Annotated in this window: 20 protein-coding genes; 14 read left to right on the forward strand and 6 right to left on the reverse strand. The window is 58.3% G+C overall.

The genetic code is table 11. The annotated features are described in order from the left end of the window. Positions 1-527, reverse strand: a 527-nt coding sequence (locus EPD60_RS00650; protein ID WP_207896510.1) for a transposase, incomplete at its 3' end; no start/stop codon positions are given. Positions 528-705: 178 nt separating this feature from the next. Here EPD60_RS00650 and EPD60_RS00655 point away from each other — a divergent pair. Together EPD60_RS00655 and EPD60_RS00660 are read left to right on the forward strand one after the other, a co-directional pair. Beyond that, positions 706-2,622 carry a menaquinone biosynthesis decarboxylase gene (locus EPD60_RS00655; protein ID WP_131445737.1) on the forward strand — a complete coding sequence of 639 codons (1,917 nt, stop codon included), beginning with the start codon at positions 706-708 and terminating at the stop codon, positions 2,620-2,622. A 131-nt stretch (positions 2,623-2,753) separates the two neighbouring features. After that, entirely contained in the window at positions 2,754-3,719 is a 966-nt protein-coding gene (locus tag EPD60_RS00660; protein WP_131445740.1) for a TraB/GumN family protein, read from the forward strand. A gap of 110 nt (positions 3,720-3,829) precedes the next feature. On the opposite strand, the gene EPD60_RS00665 is transcribed toward EPD60_RS00660, so the two are convergent. Together EPD60_RS00665 and EPD60_RS00670 are read right to left on the reverse strand one after the other, a co-directional pair. Then, positions 3,830-4,246 carry a nucleoside-diphosphate kinase gene (locus EPD60_RS00665; protein WP_131445743.1) on the reverse strand — a complete coding sequence of 139 codons (417 nt, stop codon included), beginning with the start codon at positions 4,244-4,246 and terminating at the stop codon, positions 3,830-3,832. Positions 4,247-4,301: 55 nt separating this feature from the next. Continuing rightward, entirely contained in the window at positions 4,302-8,870 is a 4,569-nt protein-coding gene (locus EPD60_RS00670; protein WP_131445746.1) for a choice-of-anchor Q domain-containing protein, read from the reverse strand. Positions 8,871-8,998: 128 nt separating this feature from the next. On the opposite strand from EPD60_RS00670, the gene EPD60_RS00675 reads away from it, so the two are divergent. The 5 genes from EPD60_RS00675 to EPD60_RS00695 all read left to right on the forward strand — a co-directional run bounded on the left by EPD60_RS00675 (position 8,999) and on the right by EPD60_RS00695 (position 13,988). Further along, positions 8,999-10,462, forward strand: a complete 1,464-nt coding sequence (locus EPD60_RS00675; protein ID WP_131445749.1) for a M48 family metalloprotease — start codon at positions 8,999-9,001, stop codon at positions 10,460-10,462. Positions 10,463-10,531: 69 nt separating this feature from the next. Further along, on the forward strand, positions 10,532-11,110 hold the full coding sequence (locus tag EPD60_RS00680; protein WP_131445752.1) for a sugar O-acetyltransferase: 579 nt from the start codon (positions 10,532-10,534) through the stop codon (positions 11,108-11,110). 23 nt (positions 11,111-11,133) lie between these two features. Further along, a complete protein-coding gene (locus EPD60_RS00685) occupies positions 11,134-11,943 on the forward strand; it encodes a M23 family metallopeptidase (protein WP_131445756.1) in 810 nt (269 codons plus the stop codon). Between the two features lie 67 nt (positions 11,944-12,010). Beyond that, positions 12,011-13,021: a DHH family phosphoesterase gene (locus EPD60_RS00690; protein WP_131445759.1), complete on the forward strand. Its 1,011-nt coding sequence runs from the start codon at positions 12,011-12,013 to the stop codon at positions 13,019-13,021. A gap of 10 nt (positions 13,022-13,031) precedes the next feature. Further along, positions 13,032-13,988, forward strand: coding sequence for an FKBP-type peptidyl-prolyl cis-trans isomerase (locus tag EPD60_RS00695; protein WP_165871354.1), 957 nt, complete (start codon positions 13,032-13,034; stop codon positions 13,986-13,988). Between the two features lie 54 nt (positions 13,989-14,042). Here EPD60_RS00695 and folP read toward each other — a convergent pair whose 3' ends face one another. Next, positions 14,043-14,885 (reverse strand): dihydropteroate synthase, encoded by an 843-nt coding sequence (gene folP / locus EPD60_RS00700; RefSeq protein ID WP_131445764.1) that lies wholly within the window; start codon positions 14,883-14,885, stop codon positions 14,043-14,045. A gap of 246 nt (positions 14,886-15,131) precedes the next feature. On the opposite strand from folP, the gene EPD60_RS00705 reads away from it, so the two are divergent. The 4 genes from EPD60_RS00705 (at position 15,132) to EPD60_RS00720 (ending at position 18,563) form a co-directional block, all read left to right on the forward strand. Beyond that, a complete protein-coding gene (locus EPD60_RS00705) occupies positions 15,132-15,689 on the forward strand; it encodes a DUF1599 domain-containing protein (RefSeq protein ID WP_243647734.1) in 558 nt (185 codons plus the stop codon). A 16-nt stretch (positions 15,690-15,705) separates the two neighbouring features. Beyond that, a complete protein-coding gene (locus tag EPD60_RS00710) occupies positions 15,706-16,854 on the forward strand; it encodes a BT_3928 family protein (RefSeq protein WP_131445767.1) in 1,149 nt (382 codons plus the stop codon). A gap of 103 nt (positions 16,855-16,957) precedes the next feature. After that, on the forward strand, positions 16,958-18,004 hold the full coding sequence (locus tag EPD60_RS00715) for an ABC transporter permease (protein WP_131445770.1): 1,047 nt from the start codon (positions 16,958-16,960) through the stop codon (positions 18,002-18,004). A gap of 118 nt (positions 18,005-18,122) precedes the next feature. Further along, positions 18,123-18,563: a CBS domain-containing protein gene (locus EPD60_RS00720; RefSeq protein ID WP_131445773.1), complete on the forward strand. Its 441-nt coding sequence runs from the start codon at positions 18,123-18,125 to the stop codon at positions 18,561-18,563. Between the two features lies 1 nt (position 18,564). Here EPD60_RS00720 and EPD60_RS00725 read toward each other — a convergent pair whose 3' ends face one another. Both EPD60_RS00725 and recF read right to left on the reverse strand, forming a co-directional pair. Then, the gene (locus tag EPD60_RS00725; RefSeq protein ID WP_131445776.1) at positions 18,565-18,846 is read right to left on the reverse strand and encodes a DciA family protein; all 282 of its coding nucleotides are present in this window, start codon (positions 18,844-18,846) and stop codon (positions 18,565-18,567) included. 130 nt (positions 18,847-18,976) lie between these two features. After that, positions 18,977-20,062, reverse strand: coding sequence for a DNA replication/repair protein RecF (gene recF / locus EPD60_RS00730; RefSeq protein ID WP_131445779.1), 1,086 nt, complete (start codon positions 20,060-20,062; stop codon positions 18,977-18,979). Between the two features lie 73 nt (positions 20,063-20,135). Between recF and EPD60_RS16760 the strand changes: the two genes are divergently transcribed. The 3 genes from EPD60_RS16760 to EPD60_RS00740 are packed head-to-tail and all read left to right on the forward strand — an operon-like array spanning position 20,136 to position 22,053. Then, a complete protein-coding gene (locus EPD60_RS16760; RefSeq protein WP_165871355.1) occupies positions 20,136-20,315 on the forward strand; it encodes a hypothetical protein in 180 nt (59 codons plus the stop codon). After that, positions 20,305-21,300 (forward strand): pyruvate dehydrogenase (acetyl-transferring) E1 component subunit alpha, encoded by a 996-nt coding sequence (gene pdhA, locus EPD60_RS00735; protein ID WP_131445782.1) that lies wholly within the window; start codon positions 20,305-20,307, stop codon positions 21,298-21,300. Before EPD60_RS16760 ends, pdhA begins: the two co-directional genes overlap by 11 nt. A 45-nt stretch (positions 21,301-21,345) precedes the next feature. Beyond that, on the forward strand, positions 21,346-22,053 hold the full coding sequence (locus EPD60_RS00740; RefSeq protein ID WP_131445785.1) for a tetratricopeptide repeat protein: 708 nt from the start codon (positions 21,346-21,348) through the stop codon (positions 22,051-22,053). The last annotated feature ends 5 nt before the right edge of the window (positions 22,054-22,058 follow it).

The raw sequence follows: 22,058 nt of genomic DNA on the forward strand, positions 1-22,058 counted from the left end.
CGGACTTTGAAGTGGATGGCATCGAGCCACACCACCGGGTAAACGCTCTCCAGTACCCGGTTCTGCCACTCCTTGATCGCCGGGATGATCCGGTCGGTAATGGCCGTCAGCGTGCCATCCGAGATGTCGAAGTCATAAATCTCCTTCAGGTGCTTCTGAATGTCTGAATAAGACAGGCCCATGCCATACAGGCTCAGGATCTTCTGGTCCATATCCTCGGAGATGACCCGCTGACGCTTGGCCACTGTCTGTGGCTCGAAGGAGGCGTCGCGGTCGCGGGGAGAAAAAATATCAAAGCCGCCCAACGAGCTTTGTATATTTTTTTGTGTGTGGCCGTTGCGCCGGTTGCCGCCCGGCCTTTTCTTCTCCTTAAGGTGCTCGTCCATCTCACCTTCTAAAGAAGCTTCAATAACGCGCTTTAAAAGCGGCGTAAAAACACCTTCCGCTCCAACTAAAGGCTTGCCGGAGCGAAGCTGCTCACCAGCCTCCTTTACAAAAGCATCAAAATCAAATGATTTCTTTTCCATCGTATATCAATTTAATCAGTTTTAAATTGACACACTTTATTGAGCATACTCTTTGCGACACATTAAACAATAAAACTTAGCGTAACCCTTAGTCCCTTCTATTCTTTGCGGTTCAAAACGCTTCTTTTACTTTCTTAAACTTTTTACTCCCTGCCCTGTTTTTACCTTTGCACCTCACATGGCATACAAGAACCTCCAGCAATTCATCGATCTTCTTGAAAAGGAAGGCGAGCTTCTCCGGATAAAGACTTACGTAAACCCGAAGCTCGAGATCGCCGAGATCACCGACCGCATGTCGAAAGAACCGGGTGGTGGAAAGGCATTGCTCTTCGAGAACACGGGCTACGATTTCCCGGTGCTGATGAACGCCTACGGCTCGGAGCGCCGCGTATGCCTCGCACTCGGTGTGCAAAAACTCGATGATGTTGCCCACGAGATCGAGCGCCTGTTCAAGGCGTTGTCGACACCCAAGGAAGGCATCATGGACAAGCTCCGGATGCTGCCGATGCTGGGTCAGTTTGCCAACTGGATGCCCAGGGTGCGCTCGGGTCGCGGAGAATGCCAGGAGGTGGTGATCACCGATAACCCGGACATCACGAAGCTGCCGGTCATTACCTGCTGGCCCAAGGACGGTGGCCCCTTTGTAACGCTGCCGGTTATCCATACCAAAGACCCGGGCACCGGTATCCGCAATGTGGGCATGTACCGGATGCAGGTATTTGAACCCCGCCTCACCGGCATGCACTGGCACAAGCACAAGGTGTCGGCGCGTCACTTCAACGAATACAGGCAGCTGGGTAAAAAGATGCCGGTGGCCGTGGCCCTTGGCGGTGATCCCGCTTATGCCTACAGCGCCACGGCGCCGCTGCCGGATAACGTGGACGAATACATGCTTGCCGGCTTTCTCCGCAAAAAGAAGGTGGAACTCGTACGGTGCATCACCCAGCCCGATATCGAAGTGCCTGCCGATGCCGACATCGTGATCGAAGGCTACGTAGATCCCGCGGAGGAGCTGATCTGGGAAGGACCTTTCGGTGACCACACGGGCTATTACTCGCTGCCCGACTGGTACCCGCGCTTTCATATTACCGCGATCACTCATCGTAAAAATGCGATATATCCGGCGACCATCGTCGGCATCCCGCCACAGGAAGATGCCTGGCTGATCAAGGCTTCGGAGCGCATCTTCCTCGCGCCGATGAAGATGACCCTCATCCCGGAGATCCTCGATATGGACATGCCGGTGGAGGGCGTGGCGCACAACCTGGTGATCGCGCAGATCAAAAAGGATTACGCCGGCCAGGGTCTCAAGGTCATGAACGCCATGTGGGGCGCGGGCCAGATGATGTTCAACAAGATCCTCGTGCTCGCCGACCAGGGTGTTTCGATACAGGACTACAAGGCGCTGGCCCAATACACGTTCCGCAACCTCAACCCGGCCACCGATATCGCCTTTTCGCAGGGCCCGATGGATGTGCTCGACCATAGCTGCAGCAAGCTCGGCTTCGGCGGCAAGATGTGCCTCGACGGCACCGCCAAGCACGACGAGGAAACCGACGACCGGTATTACTTCGGTACCCCCGGCGACCTGTCGTTTATCCCGAATGATTTTCCCGAGGTAAAAGCGGTGAACAGCACACTGGTTGAAGCAGGGATCCCGGTACTCATCGTGGCCATGAAAAAAGAACGCCCCGGGCACCTGCGCGGTCTGCACCAGCAGCTTGCGGCACGTCCCCGGCTGGAGGGCATCAAGATGATCCTTTACGTGGAGCACAACGTGGACCCGGCCGACCTGGGCCTCGCGCTCTGGCGGTTCTGCAACAACCTCGACCCGCGCCGCGATATGGTGCTTTACGAAGGCCCTTCGGCACAGCAGCCCGGAAAGCTAACGGCCTGCATGGGCCTCGACGGCACCCGCAAAACCCGGGAGCATGACGGTTTTCAGCGCGACTGGCCCAATATCATTGTGGCCGACGATGCCACCATCGCGGCGGTTGACGCCAAGTGGGAAGCCCTGAACATCGGGCCGTTCCTGCCATCGCCCTCGCTGCGCTATAAGGCACAGATCTATGGCGAAGAGGCGGTGGCGTCGTGAATCGAAGCAGCTGACGCCTCACGATTCCGGCATGCCGATTGAACTACATACGACAGGACAGTCCTTTCCGCAATCCGGGGAAATTCACAGAGCCGCTTTTCGGTTGTGCCTGCCCGATTAACCACGCGATCATGAAAAACATCTTTCTCGCCTTACTGCTCCTGGTGGGAGTGGGAAGCGTATCGGCACAAAAACGGGCGGCGCAGAAAACACCGGCGTTACAAAAAGTATCTGCAGCACAGAAGATTCCGGCAGTCGACGAAAACACGCTCCTGTGGCGGATCTCCGGCAACGGGCTCCAGCAGCCCTCGTATCTTTTCGGAACCATGCACCTGCTCTGCGCCCAGCAGATCGACCTGAGTGATTCGCTGCGCGCAGCGATCGCATCGACCAGCCAGGTGTACCTCGAACTGGATATGGAAAATGTTCAGGAGCTCTCCGGCGTCATGGGCCGTATGAAAATGAACGGCGATACAACGCTGGCCGACCTGCTCCCGCGCCCGCAATACGATTCGGTGCGCAGTTTTTTCAGCGATAAGGACAATATGATCCCGTTTGCGATGCTGGAGAAGTTCAAGCCCATGCTGGCCGCGTCCGCACTCATGGAAGCCGATATGGATTGTCCCAACCCGATCAGCATGGAGCAGCTTATCATGGCTGAGGCCAAAGAGCAGGGACGCGATATCAAAGGACTTGAGACCATGTCCTTCCAGATGAGCATTTTCGATTCTATTCCCTACGCGTTGCAGGCCCGCCAGCTGATCGACTATGTACGCAACTATGGCAAGGGCGACAGCCGCAAGGAGTTCGAGGAAATGATGCAGGCCTACCTGCTCCAGCGCCTTGATAAGCTCGAAGGTATTACCCGCCGCGACGGCGCCGGTATGGACAGCTACAACGACCTGCTGCTGTTTCGCCGCAACGCTAACTGGGTGCAGCAGCTGCAGCGGCTCATGCCCGAATCTTCGGTGCTCGTAGCGGTAGGCGCTGGCCACCTGCCGGGAGACAAAGGCCTCATCCGGTTGCTCCGTGCTGCCGGTTACACGGTTGAGCCGGTAGCGAATAACATGCTCCGCAAAATGGAGAAAACGCTGTAGGAATCTCGGATCTCTGATCTAAGTCATCAAATGCAAAAAGGATCGCTTAGCGATCCTTTTTGCGTTGGTATCAAAAGATCCGAGATCAGAGATCCGAGATCGAAAGATTCTTAGAACTGCTCGAGGCCCGAGAAGAAGAAGTCGCCTTCGATCTTGGCGTTTTCGTCGGAGTCGGAGCCGTGTACGGCGTTCTCTCCGAGCGAGGTGGCGAACTTCTTGCGGATGGTGCCTTCCTCGGCCTGGGCCGGATTGGTGGCGCCGATGAGGGTGCGGAAATCAGCTACCGCATTGTCCTTCTCGAGGATGGCGGCGATGATCACCCCGCTGCTCATGAACTGGGTCAGCTCACCGTAGAAGGGACGCTCCTTGTGAACGGCATAGAATTCACCGGCCTTGTCGAGGCTCAGCTTGGTTTGCTTCAGGGCTACGATGCGGAAACCCGCCTTGATGATCTGGTCGAGAATGGCACCGGCGTGGCCGTTGCGCATGGCGTCCGGCTTGATCATCGTAAAAGTTCTGTTGCTCATTGTTGCTTGCTTTTGGGGCGCAAAGATAGGGGAACTTCCTCTTGGCGTCCGTCGCTTAATGAAGTACCAGCACCCGGTCGGTATAGGTTTTCGTCCCGATCGTCGTCTCGAGGAAATAGACACCCGGGGCGAGGCCGGTGGTGGCGAAGCTGCGTGAGAAGCTGCCCGACACGCGTTGCGGCCCGGTTTGCAACTGCAGCTGGCCCGCCGCATTGCGGAGCATAAACCGCACCGGCTGCGTTAGCGGCAGCTGGAGGCGTACCTCGAAGTAGCTCCGCGCCGGGCTGGGAAACACCTGGGCCCACCCGCTGCCGGAGATCGCCGGCACGGCCGTGCCGGTGCAGTTGACCGTCACCGGCGGCGCCTGGGCCGTTGCCGGTAATGCGCAGGGCGCATCCGACGTAATCACGGCATGAACCTGCGCATTCAGCGGCACATTGCTGAGCGTGATCGGGTTGCCCGAGCCGGCCGCCGCACCGTTGATGAACCAGGCTACCTGCGGGTTGGTGCCGCCGTTGGTGATGTTGGCGTAAAAGCGCAGCGCGGCCGACGGACAGCCGATATAGCCAACCGTGACAGAGGGGGCAACCGTCGTCTGATTTCCGCTGAACTCGTAGGCACCCAGGTCGGCGGCAACGCCGCTGATCCGGGCATTGCCAAGCAGATCCTGCGTGATGCCGCTGGTGCCGGAGGCAAGGTTGTAGTTGATCATGGCCGAGCAGGGGAGCAGTTGCAGCCCGTCGTCGTCTGTCATCCATTTCCCGTCCGGCCCGGCCGGGTTGTCCACATTGCGAAACAGGGGTTGCATCGCCACGTTCGAATTTTCATACACCACCTGGAAGGATTGGATCCGGTTGAAACGGACATTGGTACGGTTGCAACCATAGTATTGCGGGCAGGCATTGTCGAAGATGTCCACGCCCAGGTAAGTGGTGACAGTGGGATCGTTGAAGGCGAAGTTGCCGAAAAAGACGTTGTTATACAGCTCGGGCGAGGTGAGGCTGTTGGATCCGTTGTAGATGCCTGCACCCAGCAGCTCGTCGCAACGGTTGCGGATGAAGTCGCAATGGCGTACCCGCACGGCGCCGGCCGCTACATAAAGGCCGCCGCCTTTCCAGGAGGAGTTTCCATAAAAAACAACGTTGTCGATGTCGCGCTTTGACGACAGCCAGAGACCGCCGCCCTGGTAATCCGCGCGGTTGTTGAAAAATACGAGGTGCTCCAGCTTGTCGCCCGGATCAATCGTGTTGTTCTCGATGTAGAGGCCACCGCCGCTGCCGTTGCTGTAGTTGTTCAGGAACTGGCAGCGTCGCACGGCGGCGCGCCCGCGGAAAACGGCGATGCCGGCCCCGCGGCTGGCGATGTTATTCCTGAAGATCGCGTTTCGAACGTCTACGATCGAATTGTCGATGCTCATGCCGCCGCCCATCGAGCCTTCGTACGAGCTGCTGTTCAGGTTGCAGGCGCTTTCCACCACAAAGCCGTCGAATACCACGAGGGTGTCGGCATCCTTGATGCGCACTACGCGGCGGGCGTTGTCGGAAGAGTCGAAGGGGTTGCCCAGCTCGCCGCTGAGTATGGTGGCATAGGCGGCCGGGTCGCGCTGCGCATCGGTAGGGGCGCCGGTGGCCGGGTAGCCGCCCAGCAGCACGCTCATGGGCCGCGGCGTGAAGGCGCTGTCGCGGCTGGCAACAGCCGGCTTATAGGTGCCGGCGGCTACCTTGATGCTGTCGGCGCAGGCGTCGGCGATAGCGGCGCTCAGCGAGCGGTAGGCATTGGCCCAGCTGCTGCCGTTGTTGGCGCCGGTTGCCGCCGCATTCACATACACGGTATTCACTACGGGTAATGGGCTTTGCGGCACTTCGTAGGCGCCGATGTCGATGGCGCCGACGAGACGCGGTGCGCCCGTTATGTCCGTGGCTTCCACCGGGCTGAGCGCCGCCCCGGCATTGACGGCAGGAGAGCAGCGCGAGGGGCGGAGGCCATCGTCGGCGGTCCCCAGCAGGCCGTCGGCACCCGCCGGGACGTTGATGTCGACGAGCCGCGGCGGGATGCCCACGAGGTTGCCGCTGCCCCCGTTGCGGAAACGCTGGGTTATGCTGTTTTCCAGTACGAGCGCGCCCGAAGCCGTGCTGGTATTAGAGATCTCGGGGTAGGGACCCGGTACGTAAGAGAAGAAATTACCCCAGAAGAGGGAGTTACGGATCACCACCCTGCCCGTGTCCGTATTACTGATTACGGCGAAGGAGGTGTTGGTGGTATTGGTTTCGCGCTCCAGGAAGTTATTGCCGATCAGCGTGCAGTTGAGTAGCTGCGCGCGGCTGTTGGAGTTGGAGAGAAAGGTTCCCTCGGCGCCCCAGTTGCGGATGCCGACGCCCTGCGTCACCGTGAGGTCGCTGCCGTTGACGTTGGCAAAGACGGCCCCCGTACCGTACCGCGCCTGGCAGCTGTCGAAGGAGCAGCGGGTGAAGACCGCCTGCGACCCGTCGTTGTAAATGGCTCCCCCGGAATAGCGGGCGCGTGTTCCCATGAAGCGGCAATCGAGGAAAGTAGCGGTGCTGCGCAGGTTGAATACGGAGCCGGCATGCCCGGTCATAATGGTGTTGAAGAAATTGATGCTCTCACCTGTGAAGGTGCAATTGCGTACCTGCACTACCGATTCTTCATTGAATAGGTCCGGTGCCTGGCTTTTGCCCTCGTTTCCTAAAAAGGTGCAGTTGCTGATCCGGATATTGCTGAGACGGTTATAGAAAGCACCTCCATAGGTGTCAGCGCGGTTGTGGGTAAACAGGCAGGAGTCATAGGTGCCGCGGCTTGCCTGGTTATAAATAGCGCCGCCGTTCTGCGGCTGTGCGCCCGTGTTGAGCACCGTGGTGTTTTCGACGAAGCGGCAGCGCACAAAGCGGGGTTCGGAGTTGTCGAAGTAGCAGCCAACATCGGTGCTGCTGTCGATGAGGCAATTGTAGAAATACGGTCGGGCGTCGTGGTAGGCGGCAACGGCGTGCACGTTATTGATGATACGGCAGTTGCGCACGAGGGGTGAAGCACCCTGGGTCAGGTAAAGTCCGCCATGTTGCAGGCTGCCGGAATAATAACCGGAGCCCTCGATCCGCGCGCCGTCGATCACCGTTGTGCTGTCGGTGCCGCGGGACGTAACGATGCGGCGGCTTATTTGCCCGTTGCTGAGGGTACCGGAGAGGCGGGTCTCCAGCGCACCGGGGTTACGTTGCGCATCAGTTGGGTTTCCGGTGGCCGGGTAGCCCCCTAACAACACCCGTCCGCGACCGAGGAAAAAGGAGGCGTAGATATCGTTTTGGTGCGGGGTGTAGGTGCCGGCCGCCACTTTAAGTGTATCGGCACAATCGCCTAGGGCGTCCTGAAGCGAAGTGTACGCATTTGCCCAGCTGCTGCCGTCGTTGAGGCCGGTGGCTGCCGCGTTAACATACGCTACGCGGCTGGCCGGCGCCGGTGCGCCCTGGAATTCATAAGCGCCCATATCGGCCACACCGGCATTGTAGCGGCGCGGGGCACCGGTGATGTCCTGAATCGGGAGATCTGTCAGCGCATTATCGCCCGCGTTTAGGGCCGGGGAACAGCGGTTGGTGAGCTGGAGGCCGTCGTCGGCCGTTCCCCAGAAACCGTCGGCCCCAGGCAGGTTTGTAGTATCGCGGAAGCGGGGATTGGCAGCCGGCAACAGCCCGCTGCCGATCTTATTATTCTGGGTGATGCTGTTGGCGACATTGATCGTACCACCCCACGCACCTACCTCGAGCGAGTCGGGCGTAACGGGCTCGTTACCGTAATAGGGGCGGGCAATATTTTCGTAGAAGATCGAATTGGTAACCTGCACCGAGGCGCCGTTGGTGGCCGCCACCGCCGTTATTCCGAAATTCCGGAACCAGGTGCAATGCAACAGGCGGGCGCTGCCCCCGGTAACCTGAACCGAGCTCGTGGAATCGCCGTTTCCGTTCTGTGCAAATACGGTATTGCGGATCAGGGCGCTGCTGTTGCGCAGCCAGATCACACCTTTTGATGAGCTCCCGTTTGCATGAAAAATGCAGTTGTCGATAGCGGGCGTGCTGCTATCGATTGAAAGGGCGCCGGTGGCGGCGAGGTAATACGCAGCTGAATTGCCTGTAAACACAAGGTTGCGCAGCTGAACCTGGCTGCCGCCGGTGAGTACCAGCGCGCCCTGGAAAACGCCGGCAGATTGCACGTAGGTGCTTGTGAAAAAGAGGCCGTCCAATACGGTTGCCGCATTGAGCCCCGACCCTTGCATGATCTCCGGTAAGTTATCGTAAAGTGCCGGCCCGCCCGTTTCTCCGCTGAGGATGCTGCGGTAGCGCCGCCAGTCGCGCACCTTGGTGCTGTCGTTGGCATATCCGCCGAGTGTCACCACACCGCTCACCAGGAAGTATCTTGTTTGTGGTTTGTAGGTACCCTCCGCCACGCGGATGGTGTCGCCGGAAACCGCCACCCGGTAGGCCGAATCAAGCAGGCGGTAGGCATGAAGCCAGCTGCTGCCCTTATTATTGCCGGTTGCCGCGCTTTTTACATAAATCGTGCGGCCGAAGGCTCCGATGGTGCCGGTCAGCAGCATCAGGAGGAAAAGCACTTTTCTCATTAGCAGTAGGTTATGACTCAAATATAAGCCGTCCCTGCCTTATGCCACCCGGCAACGGGGCCCGGACAGCCGCGGCCCAATTTTTTAGCCGCGGGTACCTGTACCGTTATCACTTAATAGACGACAACATGAAAAGAATCTTTCTTTACGGCGGTGTAGCCCTTTCGCTGGCCCTTGCCAACTCCTGCGCCCGCAACCCCGTGACGGGCAAAAAGCAGGTTGTTTTCACCTCGGAAGCCTCGGAGATCCAGCAAGGCGCCGCCGCCGACCCCGAAGTAGTAGCCCAGTTCGGGCTTTATCCCGATTCGGCCCTGCAGCGCTATTTCCGCGAGCACGGCCTCGCCCTGGCTGCCCAGAGCCATCGCCCCGGCCTGCAGTGGAGCTACAAGATCCTCGACTCCGACGTGATCAACGCCTTTGCCACCCCCGGCGGCTACGTATATTTTACCCGCGGCATCATGGCCTATTTCAACGACGAAGCCCAGATGGAGGGCGTCCTGGGCCACGAAACCGGCCACGTAACCGCGCGCCACTCCGTGATCCAGCAGCGCAACCAGATCCTCGGCCAGGCCGGTGTGCTGGCAACGGTGATCGTGAACCCGAACCTGGGGCAGGTGGCGCAGACCGCCTCCCAGGGCCTGGGCCTGCTCATGCTGAAGTTCAGCCGCGACGACGAGCGCCAGGCCGATGAGCTCGGCGTGGAATACAGCACCAAAATGGGATACGATGCGAAGCACATGGCGGCATTTTTTCAAACCCTCCAGCGCGAAACGCAGTCCCACGGCGGCTCCACGCTTCCGCCCTTCCTGAGTACCCACCCCGACCCGGGCGACCGCTTTGTAACGGTGAGCCAGCTGGCCGAGCAGTGGCAGCAGAAAACCGGCAAAACTTCCGGCCTCCTGGTGAACCGCGACTCTTACCTGCGCCGCATCGAAGGCATTACCTACGGTGCCGACCCGCGCCAGGGATTTGTGGAAGCGGGCGCCTTTTACCACCCCGACCTGAAGTTTCAATTCCCTGTGCCTTCGGGCTGGCAGACCCAGAACACGCCGGCGCAATTCCAGATGGCGCCCCAGGACGGGTCCGCGCTGATGGTGCTCACCCTGGCCCCGGGCAATGATCTCAACACCGCCGCCACGCAACAGCTGCAGAAATTCGGGCTCGAGTCGCGCGAGTCGCGCAGCAGCACGGTAAACGGAAACCCGGCGCTCATTGTCGTAGCCGACCAGGCAGCGCAGGCAAGCCAGGGAGGCCAAACCGGCGCCGTTACCCGTACCCTGAATTATTTCATCCAGTATGGCGGCGCGATCTATCACCTGATCGGTGCAACTTCCTCGCAGAATTTTGCCACCTACCAGAGCACGTTTACAAATGTCATGGAAGGCTTCCGGCAACTGACCGATCCGAACAAGCTCAACCGCAAGCCGGAACGCGTGCGCCTGCGCACGGTAGGAAGCGCCACCACACTCCGCCAGGCACTCACCGGTTTTGGCGTGCCCCAGGCGCGGCTCGAGGAGCTGGCCATCCTCAACGGGATGCAGCTGACCGATAACCTCGCTGCCGGAACGCTCATCAAAACGGTGGGTCAGTAAACAAAGCAGCTATATCTTGTTGAAGCCCGCCTGCCAGCGGGCTTCTTTTTCACCTGAAGACAATTGGACATGACCGAACGAGAAAAAATGTTGTCCGGCGCTTTAAACAACGCCGCCGACGAGGAGCTAACAGCCGAGCGTACCCGCTGCCGCCTCCTGCTGCACCAGCTGAACGGATGCCCCGAAGACACGCCCGGCCTCCGCCTGCGGGTGCTGCACGAGCTGTTACCCCATGCGACGCCCGACCTGCAGATACAGCCACCTTTTTATTGCGACTACGGCACCAATATCCGCATCGGCAAAGGCGTATTCATCAATTTCAATTGCGTCGTGCTCGATGTAGCGCCGGTGAGCGTTGGCAACCGTACGCTGATTGGTCCGAACGTCCAGATCTATACCGCCACGCATCCAATGGAGGCACACGTGCGGGCGCAAGGCCTCGAATCAGGTGCGCCGGTAACGATCGGGGACGACGTGTGGATCGGGGGAAGCGCCGTCATCCTGCCCGGTGTAACCATCGGCGACCGCAGCGTGATCGGCGCGGGCAGCGTGGTGACAAGAGACGTTCCAGCCGATGTATTCGTAGCCGGCAACCCGGCCCGGGTCATCCGGAAAATAGGGGAGGGAAATGTTGCAGCAACCGTGTAATTTGTGCGGACCAACCAAACCGCATGAAAATAGCATTCGCGCTCCTGATTCTTTTGCAGGCCAGTGCCGCAACCGCACAACAATTGAAGGTATATCATACCCGGCTTCCCGATGGCGGCTATACGCTTTACGTATCAAACCCGGAGTTGTACCCGGTCTCTATCCGTTATGAGTTTTCCAATACCGGCCTGCGCTTTTCCGAAGGAGGACGCAGCCAGTTTGTAGCACCGCCACGCACCGATTCATTCCGTATCGGCGTCCTGACACCGGTGTCGGCCAATACAAGCTGGAGCATGGCCTACCGTTATTTTACGGCGATGGGCGATGTTAGTCCGGCTGCCCGCAGCCGCGACCATGTATACGATCTCCCTTATGCGAAAGACGCCGCCTACCAGATTTTCCAGGGGTATAACGGGGTGTTCTCGCACGCCGGCGAAAACGCGCTGGATTTTTCGATGCCCGAGGGTACGGAAATTCTGGCAGTCCGGGAGGGAACGGTAGTGCAGGTCGTGCAGGAGAACGACCGCTCCTGCGCTACGGCCGATTGCAAGAAATACAATAACTACATCACCATCCTGCACCCAGATGGCACCTTTGCGCACTATGCCCATATCCGCAAGAACGGTGCGACCGTAAAACCGGGCGATTCAGTGAAGACGGGCGATCGGATCGCCTACAGCGGAAACGTAGGCTGGAGCAGCGGTCCCCACCTGCACCTGGTCATCTTTAGCGCCGGCTTCGATAGATGGAACACCCTGCCCGTTCGCTTCCGGGTGGAGGAAGGCCGCCCGGCGCTGTTGCGGGAGGGCGTCACCTACAGCCGCGCATATTGATAGGGCGCCGGGCGTCCGGATGGCCGCCCGCCTATTGCTTAAAATGGCGTAGGTTTGCCCCTCTTTTATGCAAGCCATCTCCGAAATATATCCCTTGCTCGCGGGCCCGGCCCGGCGCATCGCCATCACTATGCACCAGAAGCCCGATGCTGATGCCATGGGCTCTACCCTCGGTCTGCGCCACGTGCTGGTACAGCTGGGGCATACCGTGCAGGTGATCTCGCCCACCAACTGGGCACGCTGGGTAGACTGGATGCCGGGAGCGAAGGATGTGCTCGATTACGAGCTGCACCGTGCCGCCGCCGATGCCTGGCTCGACAGTGCCGACTGGCTTTTTTGCCTCGACTTCAACCATATGGGCCGAACCAAGAATATGGCCCCGAAGCTGACGGCGCTGAAATGCGTCAAGGTCCTCATCGACCACCACCAGGAGCCCGATGAAGCGATGTTCACCTATGGTGTTTCCGACACCTCGAAAAGCTCCACCTGCGAAATGGTGTATGACTTCATCGTAGGAGCGGGGCTGCAGGAAAAGATCAACGACGATGCCGCGCAATGCCTCTACGCCGGCGTGGTGGCCGATACCGGGTCGTTCCGTTTTTCATCTACCGGCGCCTCCGTGCACCATATGGTGGGTTACCTGAAAGAGCGCGGCCTCGATCATACAAAGATTCACGAAGCCCTTTATGACAATTACCTCGAAAACCGCCTTCGCTTCCTTGGCCATGTGCTGATGAACCGGATGGAGGTAATCTATGAACTCAACACCGCGCTCATCTCCATCCCGAAGGCCGACCTGCTCAAGTTCGACATCAAGACCGGCGATACGGAAGGCCTCGTCAACTACCCGTTGTCGATCCAGGGCATCAAGCTCGTTGGCCTTTGCATCGACCGCGATGAAGAGCGCAAGTGGTCCTTCCGCAGCAAGGGTGAGTTCGACTGCAATACCTTTGCCCGCCGCTATTTTGAAGGGGGCGGACATTTCAATGCCGCCGGCGGCCGCGACAGCCTTTCGCTCAGCGAAACCGTGCGCCGCTTCCGTGAAGCCATCAACGAAAACAGTTCTGTTTTACAATAAACATCGATACATGCAATTCAAGAATTTCCTTTCCGCCGCACTGCTCGGCCTGCTGGCCACCGGTTGCAACCGCGTCGACTTTAAAAAGACGAAGAGCGGACTGCCTTACAAGATTTACTCCGACAAGAAAGGCGCAACCCTGCGCACCGGCGAGGTGGTTAAGATCCACTATACCGTTAAGATCACCAACAACGGCAAAGACAGCGTGTTGCAGTCAACCCGCACTTCGGGCGGCCCGGTCTACATGCCCGTCAATACAAGCCAGAGCCAGCCTTACGATATCTCCGAGATCGTACCCATGCTGCGCAAGGGTGACAGTGTCGTAGTCGTTCAGGCAGTGGATACCTTCCTGCGCCGCAGCCCGGCGGGGGCGCCCCCGTTCTTCAAGAAGGGCGGCAAGCTGACCACTACGCTCCGCATCGTGGACGTATATCCCAGCCAGGAAGCCGCGCGTCTCGACGAGCGCAAAGAGCGGGAGAACTCCTTCAATACCGACAAGACGATCCAGGCACAACTGCAGAAGGACGCCCAGACCCTGCAGGCTTTCTTCCAGCAAAACAATATCCAGGCAACCAAAACACCTGCCGGCGCCTACATCCAGATGCTGACGCCGGGTTCGGGTCCGCACGTGCAGAACGGCGACCTGGTGAACGTTTACTACACCGGCCGTACCATGGAAGGAAAAGCCTTCGATTCCAATACGGATACGAGCTTCCACCACACCGAGCCGCTGATGGTACGCGTGGGCGAAGGCCAGATGATGCGTGGCTTTGAAGACGCGCTGCTGCAGATGAAAGCAGGCGACAAAGCCCGCGTTTATATTCCCTCGTCGCTGGCCTACGGCGCACAGGGCATTCCGCAGGCTGGCATCGGTCCCAACGCCATCCTGGTGTTCGACGTGGAGCCCCGCAGCATCCAACCCAAAGGTGGTGCGCAGGCCGTTCCCCCGCCGCCCCCGGCTCACTAAGCAAGCTTCAAAATGATCAATAAAAAAGGGTGAACGTTGGTTCACCCTTTTTTATTAGCCGGCGTTGCACACCTCGGCATGCAAGCGGATCGCCTCCCTAGCGGCCTTCACATCATGCACGCGGAGAAGCTGCGCGCCCTGTTGCAGGGCAAGCGTGTGCAGCACTGTAGTGCCGTTGAGCGCTTCCTCGGGCGTGATGCCGAGTGTGCGGTAAACGGTGGCCTTGCGGGAGATGCCTACCAGCAAGGGGCAACCGAGCTCGTGAAAAAACGAAAGCTGCTGCAGCAGCCGGAAATTATGCGCGCTGGTTTTGGCAAAGCCAAAACCGGGATCGATAATGATATCGTTGATGCCGGCCTCCGTCAATTCCCGGCGGCGGCGGTTGAGGGCGTCGAACACTTCGGTTACGACGTTGTCGTAGCGCGCCTCGGCCTGCATCGTCTGCGGGTCGCCTTTGAGGTGCATCAGCACATAGGGCACCTTGAGCGCAGCCACCGTTGGGATGAGCTCGGCGTCGATGCTGCCGCCACTGACATCGTTGACAAGCACAGCGCCGGCTTCCACCGCGGCGCGGGCCACTTTCGCATAATAGGTATCGATGGAGATCAGGGCGAGCGGGAAGTTGCGCCGGATGGCTTCGATGGCGGGCAGCACCCGCGCCAGCTCCTCGCCGGCATCAACGCGTACGCTGCCGGGCCTTGTGCTCTGCCCGCCAATATCGAGAAACAACGCGCCCTCCAGCAGCATCTGCTCGGCGCGGCGCAGGAGCTCCGCTTCCTGCTGTACCCGGCTGCCCGAAAAAAAAGAGTCGGGCGTGACGTTGAGAATACCCAGCACGCCGGGTTCGTTGAGCCCGACGAGTTGTCCGCGGCAGTTGAGGGAGAAAGTTGTCGTCATAATCTGAAGGCTTGTTTGTAGCCGGACGGCGACGCCGTCCGGCTACATTGCGAGCGTAGCGAAGCAAACTCCCCGACCTGAATACCGATCGTGGCCGAAAGAGCTTCATAGGGCGCTCTCCCGGGGTAATGGAAACGCTGCGTAATACAGGAGTTTGTTTCGCTTCGCTCGCAATGGCAGGCTCCGCCTGTCGTTTGCCAGCGACACGCGATTCCCTACTTTTGAAGCTAAAGTAGCAAAGAACCGATGAACCTCCCCGAGCCGAATGTGCAGAAGACCAGTGCCGAATACGATGCCGCCCTGGCGCGTTGCCGCGACATCTTTTCAAAAAAGACCCGTGACTATGGAACGGCCTGGCGCGTGCTGCGCCCCATCTCGATTGTGGACCAGATCTTCATCAAGGCCCAGCGCATCCGCACCATCCAGGAAAAAGGCGCGCAGCGGATCGGCGATGATATCCGGAGCGAATTCATCGGCATCGCCAACTATGCCATCATCGGCCTCATCCAGCTGTCGCTCCCCGACGACGCCGCCGAGGAGCTCGCGGCAGACCGCGCGGTAACTCTTTATGAAAAGGAATCGGCCGCGGCAAAGGCGCTGATGCTGGATAAGAACCACGACTACGGCGAAGCCTGGCGCTCGATGTCGCAGGAAAGCTTTGTCGATCTTATCCTCATGAAGCTCGCCCGGATCAGGCAGATACTTGCCAATAAAGGCCAGACCTTGATCAGCGAGGGCATCGACGCCAACTACCACGATATCCTGAACTACGCGCTCTTTGCACTTATCCTGATGGAACCGTAAAACCGAACACTGCGTCATGAGAATCGCCACCAACGTCATCCGCGTCCTTGTGGGCGTGCTGTTTATCGTGTCGGGCCTGGTAAAGGCCAACGATCCCCTTGGGCTTGCCTATAAAATGGAGGAGTTCTTCGAGGTGTGGAACGCGTCGCTGGCGGCGGGCAGCTTCTTTGCAAAAGGCGCGCTCATCGGGCTGTTCAACTGGCTGCACGGCCATGCGCTGGCGCTTTCCATTTTCATGATCGCACTGGAGATCATCGCGGGTGTTGCGTTGCTGCTCGGCATCTGGCGCCGCTGGGTGCTCAACGGGTTGCTGCTGCTGATCATCTTCTTCACCTTTCTCACGGCCTATGCAACGCTCTCCGGAAAGTTCCGCAGCTGCGGTTGCTTCGGCGACTGCCTGCCGATACCGCCACTTGCTTCTTTCGGCAAAGACATTGCGCTGCTGCTGCTGATCATCTGGCTGCTTGTTTTTCAACGCTACATCCAACCATTGTTTTCGCTGCGCGCCGGGCGGCTGGTGCTTGTGCTGTCGGTGATCTTCAGCTTCGGTATCCAGTGGTATTTCCTTCGCCACCTGCCGGCCGCCGATTGCCTCCCGTATAAGATCGGTAAGAACATTCCCGAAGGCATGAAGATCCCCGCCGGTGCCGTCCCGGATTCCTTCGCCATGAAATTCATCTACCAGAAAGGAGGGAAGCAGTACGACTTCGACCTGAGCAACCTGCCAACGGATACGGCCTATAAATTTGTAGACCGCCAGGACAAGCTGGTGCGCAAGGGAAATGCAGAGGCGCCCATCAAGGGTTTTGTGCTGCAGGATGCTGCCGGTACTGACGTCACCGCGCAGGTGCTTGCCGAGCCGAAAGCGGTACTGGTATTCGTGCTGCATTTCGATAACCTGAACGACTGGCTGCCCGATGTGCGCGAGCTCTACCGGCAGGCGCGCGGGCGCAATGTGCCGTTCTTTGTCATCACCGCCAACGCCTCGAAGGGACGCGTGCTCTTCAATGGTGCCGGACTCAGCGAAGTCGTCATCCTCAGCTGCGACAATACCGCTGTGCGCACGGCGGCCCGCGCTAACCCCACCGTTTACCTCGTCGAAAAAGGAACGATCCGCGACAAAACTGCAATAGGAAGTGTGAAACGGGTAATCAGTAAAATCTGAATTATATCCGATATCGATTTAAGAACACCGAAATTCGAAGGGAAGCCCAATTCAGTTTTCATTATTCCCTGATCAATATTCGATTTTATTCAACCCCACAGCATTGTTGACGTTCATCCTTAAAAAGCTTTTCTACGGGCTCCTCGTTCTGCTCGGCGTGGTGCTGCTCGTGTTTATCCTCTTCCAGGGCTTTGGCGACCCCGCGCGCCTGGTAATGGGCCAGACCGGGAACGCGGCTACGGAAGCGGCGATCCGGAAGGAGCTTTACCTGGATCAACCCAAAAGCAGCCAGTTTTTTCATTACCTCAACGACATTTCACCCGTTAGCTTTTACCGGCGCTCCGACTGGAAAGAGCGCGCTGTTGGCGGCATCGCCCTTGGCGGCGAGCGGGTGCTGGTGCTGAAGACGCCTTACCTGCGGCGTTCCTACCAGACAAAACGGCCCGTAGGTGCTATGCTGCTCCAGGCCCTGCCCGGCACCTTGCTGCTGGCGCTGGCGGCCATGCTGATCGCCGTACTGATCGGGATTCCGCTCGGCATGCTGGCGGCGGTGCGCAAGGGCTCCTGGGTTGACAGCACCGCTATTTTTACCAGCATCCTCGGCATATCGGCGCCTTCCTTTTTCATGGGTATTATCATCGCCTACCTGTTTGGATTCGTGCTCAGCGACTGGACCGGGCTATCGCTCACCGGCAGCTGGTCGGCCATTGATATGAACGGTCAGCGCCGGCTGACACTTCAAAATCTAATCCTTCCGGCACTGACGCTCGGCATTCGGCCACTGGCCATCATCACGCAGCTTACCCGCAGTGCCCTGCTCGACGTGCTGCAGCAGGATTATATCCGTACCGCCTATGCGAAGGGCCTATCCCGTAGCGCCGTGCTGTGGCGGCACGCCCTGCCCAATGCCCTGAACCCGGTCATCACAGCCATTACCGGCTGGTTTGCCGAGCTGCTCGCGGGCGCCTTCTTTATCGAATACATCTTCGGGTGGCAGGGCATCGGAAAGCTAACAGTTGATGCGCTGGAAAAGCTCGACTTCCCCATCGTTATGGGCGCGGTACTGCTGTCGGCCACGTTTTTCATAGTTATCAACATCCTTGCAGACATACTCTACGGGATCGTCGATCCGCGGGTACGGGTGAAATAAGGCAGCGTGTGCCGGGTACACAAAGCCCTGCTCGTATAACAAATGGTTTTAATTTTACCGGGCCATACGTCACCCGCTTCACCGAACACCCAGGGGGCAACCCTTTAAACCCTTAACCATGGAAAGAGTAGCAGATGTGCTCCGTCACAAGTATCCCCAGTTCAACACGACCTCATCGCGTCGCCGGATTACCGAAGCCTTACACCAGATGCATTGCGAGAATGTCGACTACCTGATCGTTCTTGATGAAGACCGCTTTATGGGCATCCTTACCGAGCATGATATTGCCGAGAAGTTGCTTTACCGTTCGGGCGAGCTGGAACAGGCAACGGTAAAGGATTTTATGAGCACCTACCTCCCGGTTGCCACCGCCGGCGATTCGCTGGAATATTGCATGCAGCTGATGGAGCGTTACAACGTGCGGCATGTGGCGGTGTACGACCGCTTCAACTTCAAAGGTGTCGTTTCCTCGCACGACCTGATGAAGCAGGCACTTTCGAAGCGCAAAAGCTTCTTTGAAGAAGAAAGCACCTCCGAGAACTTTACCTGGAGTTATTGAGTTACTGAATCACCACGTCGGTGACCACCGCCTCTCCTAAAGCTTCGTTTACGCGAAGCTTTATTTTTTCCTTCTGGTACATGAGCTCCTGCTTGAGCGGCGCCACATGCGTGGTGATAAAGAGCGTGCCGTTGATAATGGCAATGCGCTCCGTGTACTTGGCGATGGTTGCGCCCATGAGCTCCGCCCATACGTCGCCGATCCGCAGCGCCTGGATCTCACCCTTGATGCGGCTGCCTTGGAGAAACTTCTGGATCGCGTCGCCTAAAGAATACTGGGCCATAACACAAAGATAATGGGCTAGTGTGCTAATGTGCTAGTGTGCTAGTGCGGTAATGTGGTAATGCGGTAATGCAGTAATGCAGTAATGGAAGTTGTAACGTACAAATTACCAATAGACCAATTCACTAAGCTCAGAGCTCGATAATCTGGAACGGTTGACCCAAAGCCTCCAGCTGTTTTGTCAGTCGCGCGCAGTTGGTGTCGGTGATGAAGATCTGCGCGTCGGGGTCGCCGGCCACTTTCTGGAGGAGGTTGCCGATGCGCTCCTCGTCAAGCTTTTCAAAAACGTCGTCGAGCAGCAGGAGGGGCGTGAGGCGTTTTTCTTCCCGCAATACTTCCAGCTCTGCCAGCTTCAGGGCAAACAGCAGGCTCTTGCGCTGCCCTTGTGAGGCGATGCTTTTAAAGGCCTGGCTGCCCATCTGGAAAACCAGGTCGTCGCGGTGCGGCCCGGCGGAGGTACGCTGGAGGTGCAGGTCGCGGGGACGGTTCTGCCGCAGCAGGGTTTCGAAATCCTGGGTCAGCAGCTCACTTTCGTAAAGCAGCTGGAGCGGCTCGTAGCTCTGCGCGATTTCATTATAACCCCGCTTCACCTCGGCCAGGAAACCCAGCAGGAAACGCTCGCGCTTTTCAAACAAAGGCAGGCCTTCGCGCAGCAGCTGCTCGTCGAGGACGTCGAGCACGGAGAGGTCGCGGCTGGGTCCGTCGCCGTAGTTTTTCAGAAAGGAATTGCGCTGCTGCAGGATCTTGTTGTAGGCGATGAGATGCTGGAGGTAAGCGGCATCAAGCTGGGAGAGGAGCGTATCGGTAAACTTGCGCCGCTCCTCGGAGCCGCCGATAATGAGCTGCACGTCGTCGGGCGCGATCACCACGCAGGGGTAGCGGCCGATGTGCTGGGAAAAGCGGCTGTAAGCCTGCTCATTTACCGAAAACTCCTTGCGGCCCGTTTCGCGGAGCACGCAGACGGCCTTTTCTTCCTTGCCGCGGAGCCGGAAGTGGCCCTCCAGCCGGAAGCCCGCGTGCCCGTGCTGCGGCACGTTCTGGTCGAGACGGGTAAAATAACTCTTGGTAAAGCAGAGGTAGTGGATGGCGTCGAGGAGGTTGGTCTTGCCCCTCCCGTTGCGCCCGCAGATGCCCACGATCCGCTCGGTGAAGCGGAATTCCTGGTGGAAGTAGTTCTTGAACTGGAAGAGTGATATGTCCTGAACGGCGAGACTCAAGGAGGCGAAGTTAAAGAAGGGTTTTTCACCGCTAAGAAAAGAAGGGGCTAAGGTTTACGCTAAGGTATTTCTTATGTTTCCGGTGGTTGAAAGCCGCAACCAAAACTTAGCGAAACGCTTCTTTGGCTTTTTTCCTGGCGGTGAAAAACTCTTTTTCCGCTTTAAACCCTTCTTTCTCAGCCTGAAAAAGGCTATTCGCATCCCATTGGAAAGTCTTATTTTCGCGCTTCAAATTTGGACCCGTGTCGACTAAATACACGAAAGAAACCTACCTGTACTGGTACGAACTGATGCAGCTCATCCGCCAGTTTGAGCTGATGGCTGAAGAGAAATACAAGATGGAAGGCAAGATCCGTGGCTTCTTCCACGCCTATGTGGGCCAGGAAGCCATCGCCGCCGGTTGCATGACCGCCACGCGTCCGGAAGATCCATTCATCACCGCTTACCGCGACCACGGCCTCGCCATCGCCAAGGGCATCTCCGTTAACTCCTGCATGGCCGAACTTTACGGCAAGGCCACCGGCAACGCCAAAGGCAAGGGCGGCTCGATGCACTTCTTTGGCAAGGAGCAGGCCTTCTACGGCGGCCACGGCATCGTAGGTGCCCAGATCGGCACCGGCGCGGGACTGGCGTTTGCTGAGAAGTATAAAGGCACCGATAACGTTTGCCTCGCCTACTTCGGCGACGGCGCCGCCCGCCAGGGTATGCTCCACGAGACCTTCAACCTGGCCATGACCTGGAAGCTTCCCGTGATCTTCATCTGCGAGAATAACAACTACGCGATGGGTACCTCGGTACAGCGTACTTCCAACATCGTGGACATCTACAAGCTGGCCGACGCTTACGAAATGCCCAGCGACGTGATCGACGGCATGAGCGCCGAAGCCGTGCACGAAGGCGTAAGCCGCGCCGTGAAGCGTGCCCGCGAAGGCGGCGGTCCGACCCTGCTCGAGATCAAAACCTACCGCTATAAAGGTCACTCTATTTCCGACCCGCAGAAATACCGCACCAAGGAAGAGGTGGAAGAATACAAGGGCAAGGATCCCATTACCGCCCTGCTCCACACGATGAAGGAGAATAACCTCGTTTCCGACGAGGAGATTCAGGCGATCAACGAGCGCGTGGACGCCGCTGTGGCCGAAAGCGTGAAATTTGCCGAAGATTCGCCCTGGCCCGATGACAGCGAGGTTTACAAGGATATCTATGTAGACCAGAACTATCCGTTCATCACCGACTGATACCAAAACTAAAACGCAAATACCTACGCATTAAAAACGCAAAAAATGGCTGAAACGAAAATGGTAACCCCGCAACAACCCCTGGAAGACCACGAGATCGTGGTGGAGCGCGCAAAGGACTTCTGGACGCGCAACAACCGCCTGATCATGATGCTTGGCCTCGGCATCATCCTGCTGGGCGGCGGCTACCTTGCCTATAAAAAGTTTTATAAGGAGCCGCAGGAAGTAAAGGCCCAGGAAGCCATCTTCAAGGCGGAGGAATATTTCCGCATGGACTCCGTTCGCCTGGCGCTGAACGGCGACGGCGTTAACCCCGGCTTCCTGAAGCTGGCCGACCGCTACAGCGGCACCCGCGCCGGCGAGCTGGCGCACTTCTATGCCGGTGCCTGCTTCCTGCAGCTGGGCGACGCCAAAAATGCCCAGAAGCAGCTCGAGGACTTCTCCACCGAAGCCCCCCAGATCCAGGCCCGCGCCTACAAGCTGCTCGGCGATGCTTATGCCGAGCAAGGCAAGAACGGCGACGCCCTGAGCAACTACAAGAAAGCCGCCCACCACTTCGAGCAAGACGAGCAGAATGCTTCGGAATACCTGTTCCTGGCAGCTTACTTCGCCCAGCGCGTGCAGAACAACAGCGGCGAGGCTACGACGCTCTACCGCGAGCTGAAGAACAAATTTCCCCGTACGCAGCGTGGCATCGAGGCCGACAAGTACCTTGCCCAGCTCGGTGTGTACAGCACAGACGATAAAAAGTAATTACC

Source organism: Flaviaestuariibacter flavus (genome assembly GCF_004337505.1).
GTDB lineage: Bacteria > Bacteroidota > Bacteroidia > Chitinophagales > Chitinophagaceae > Flavisolibacter > Flavisolibacter flavus.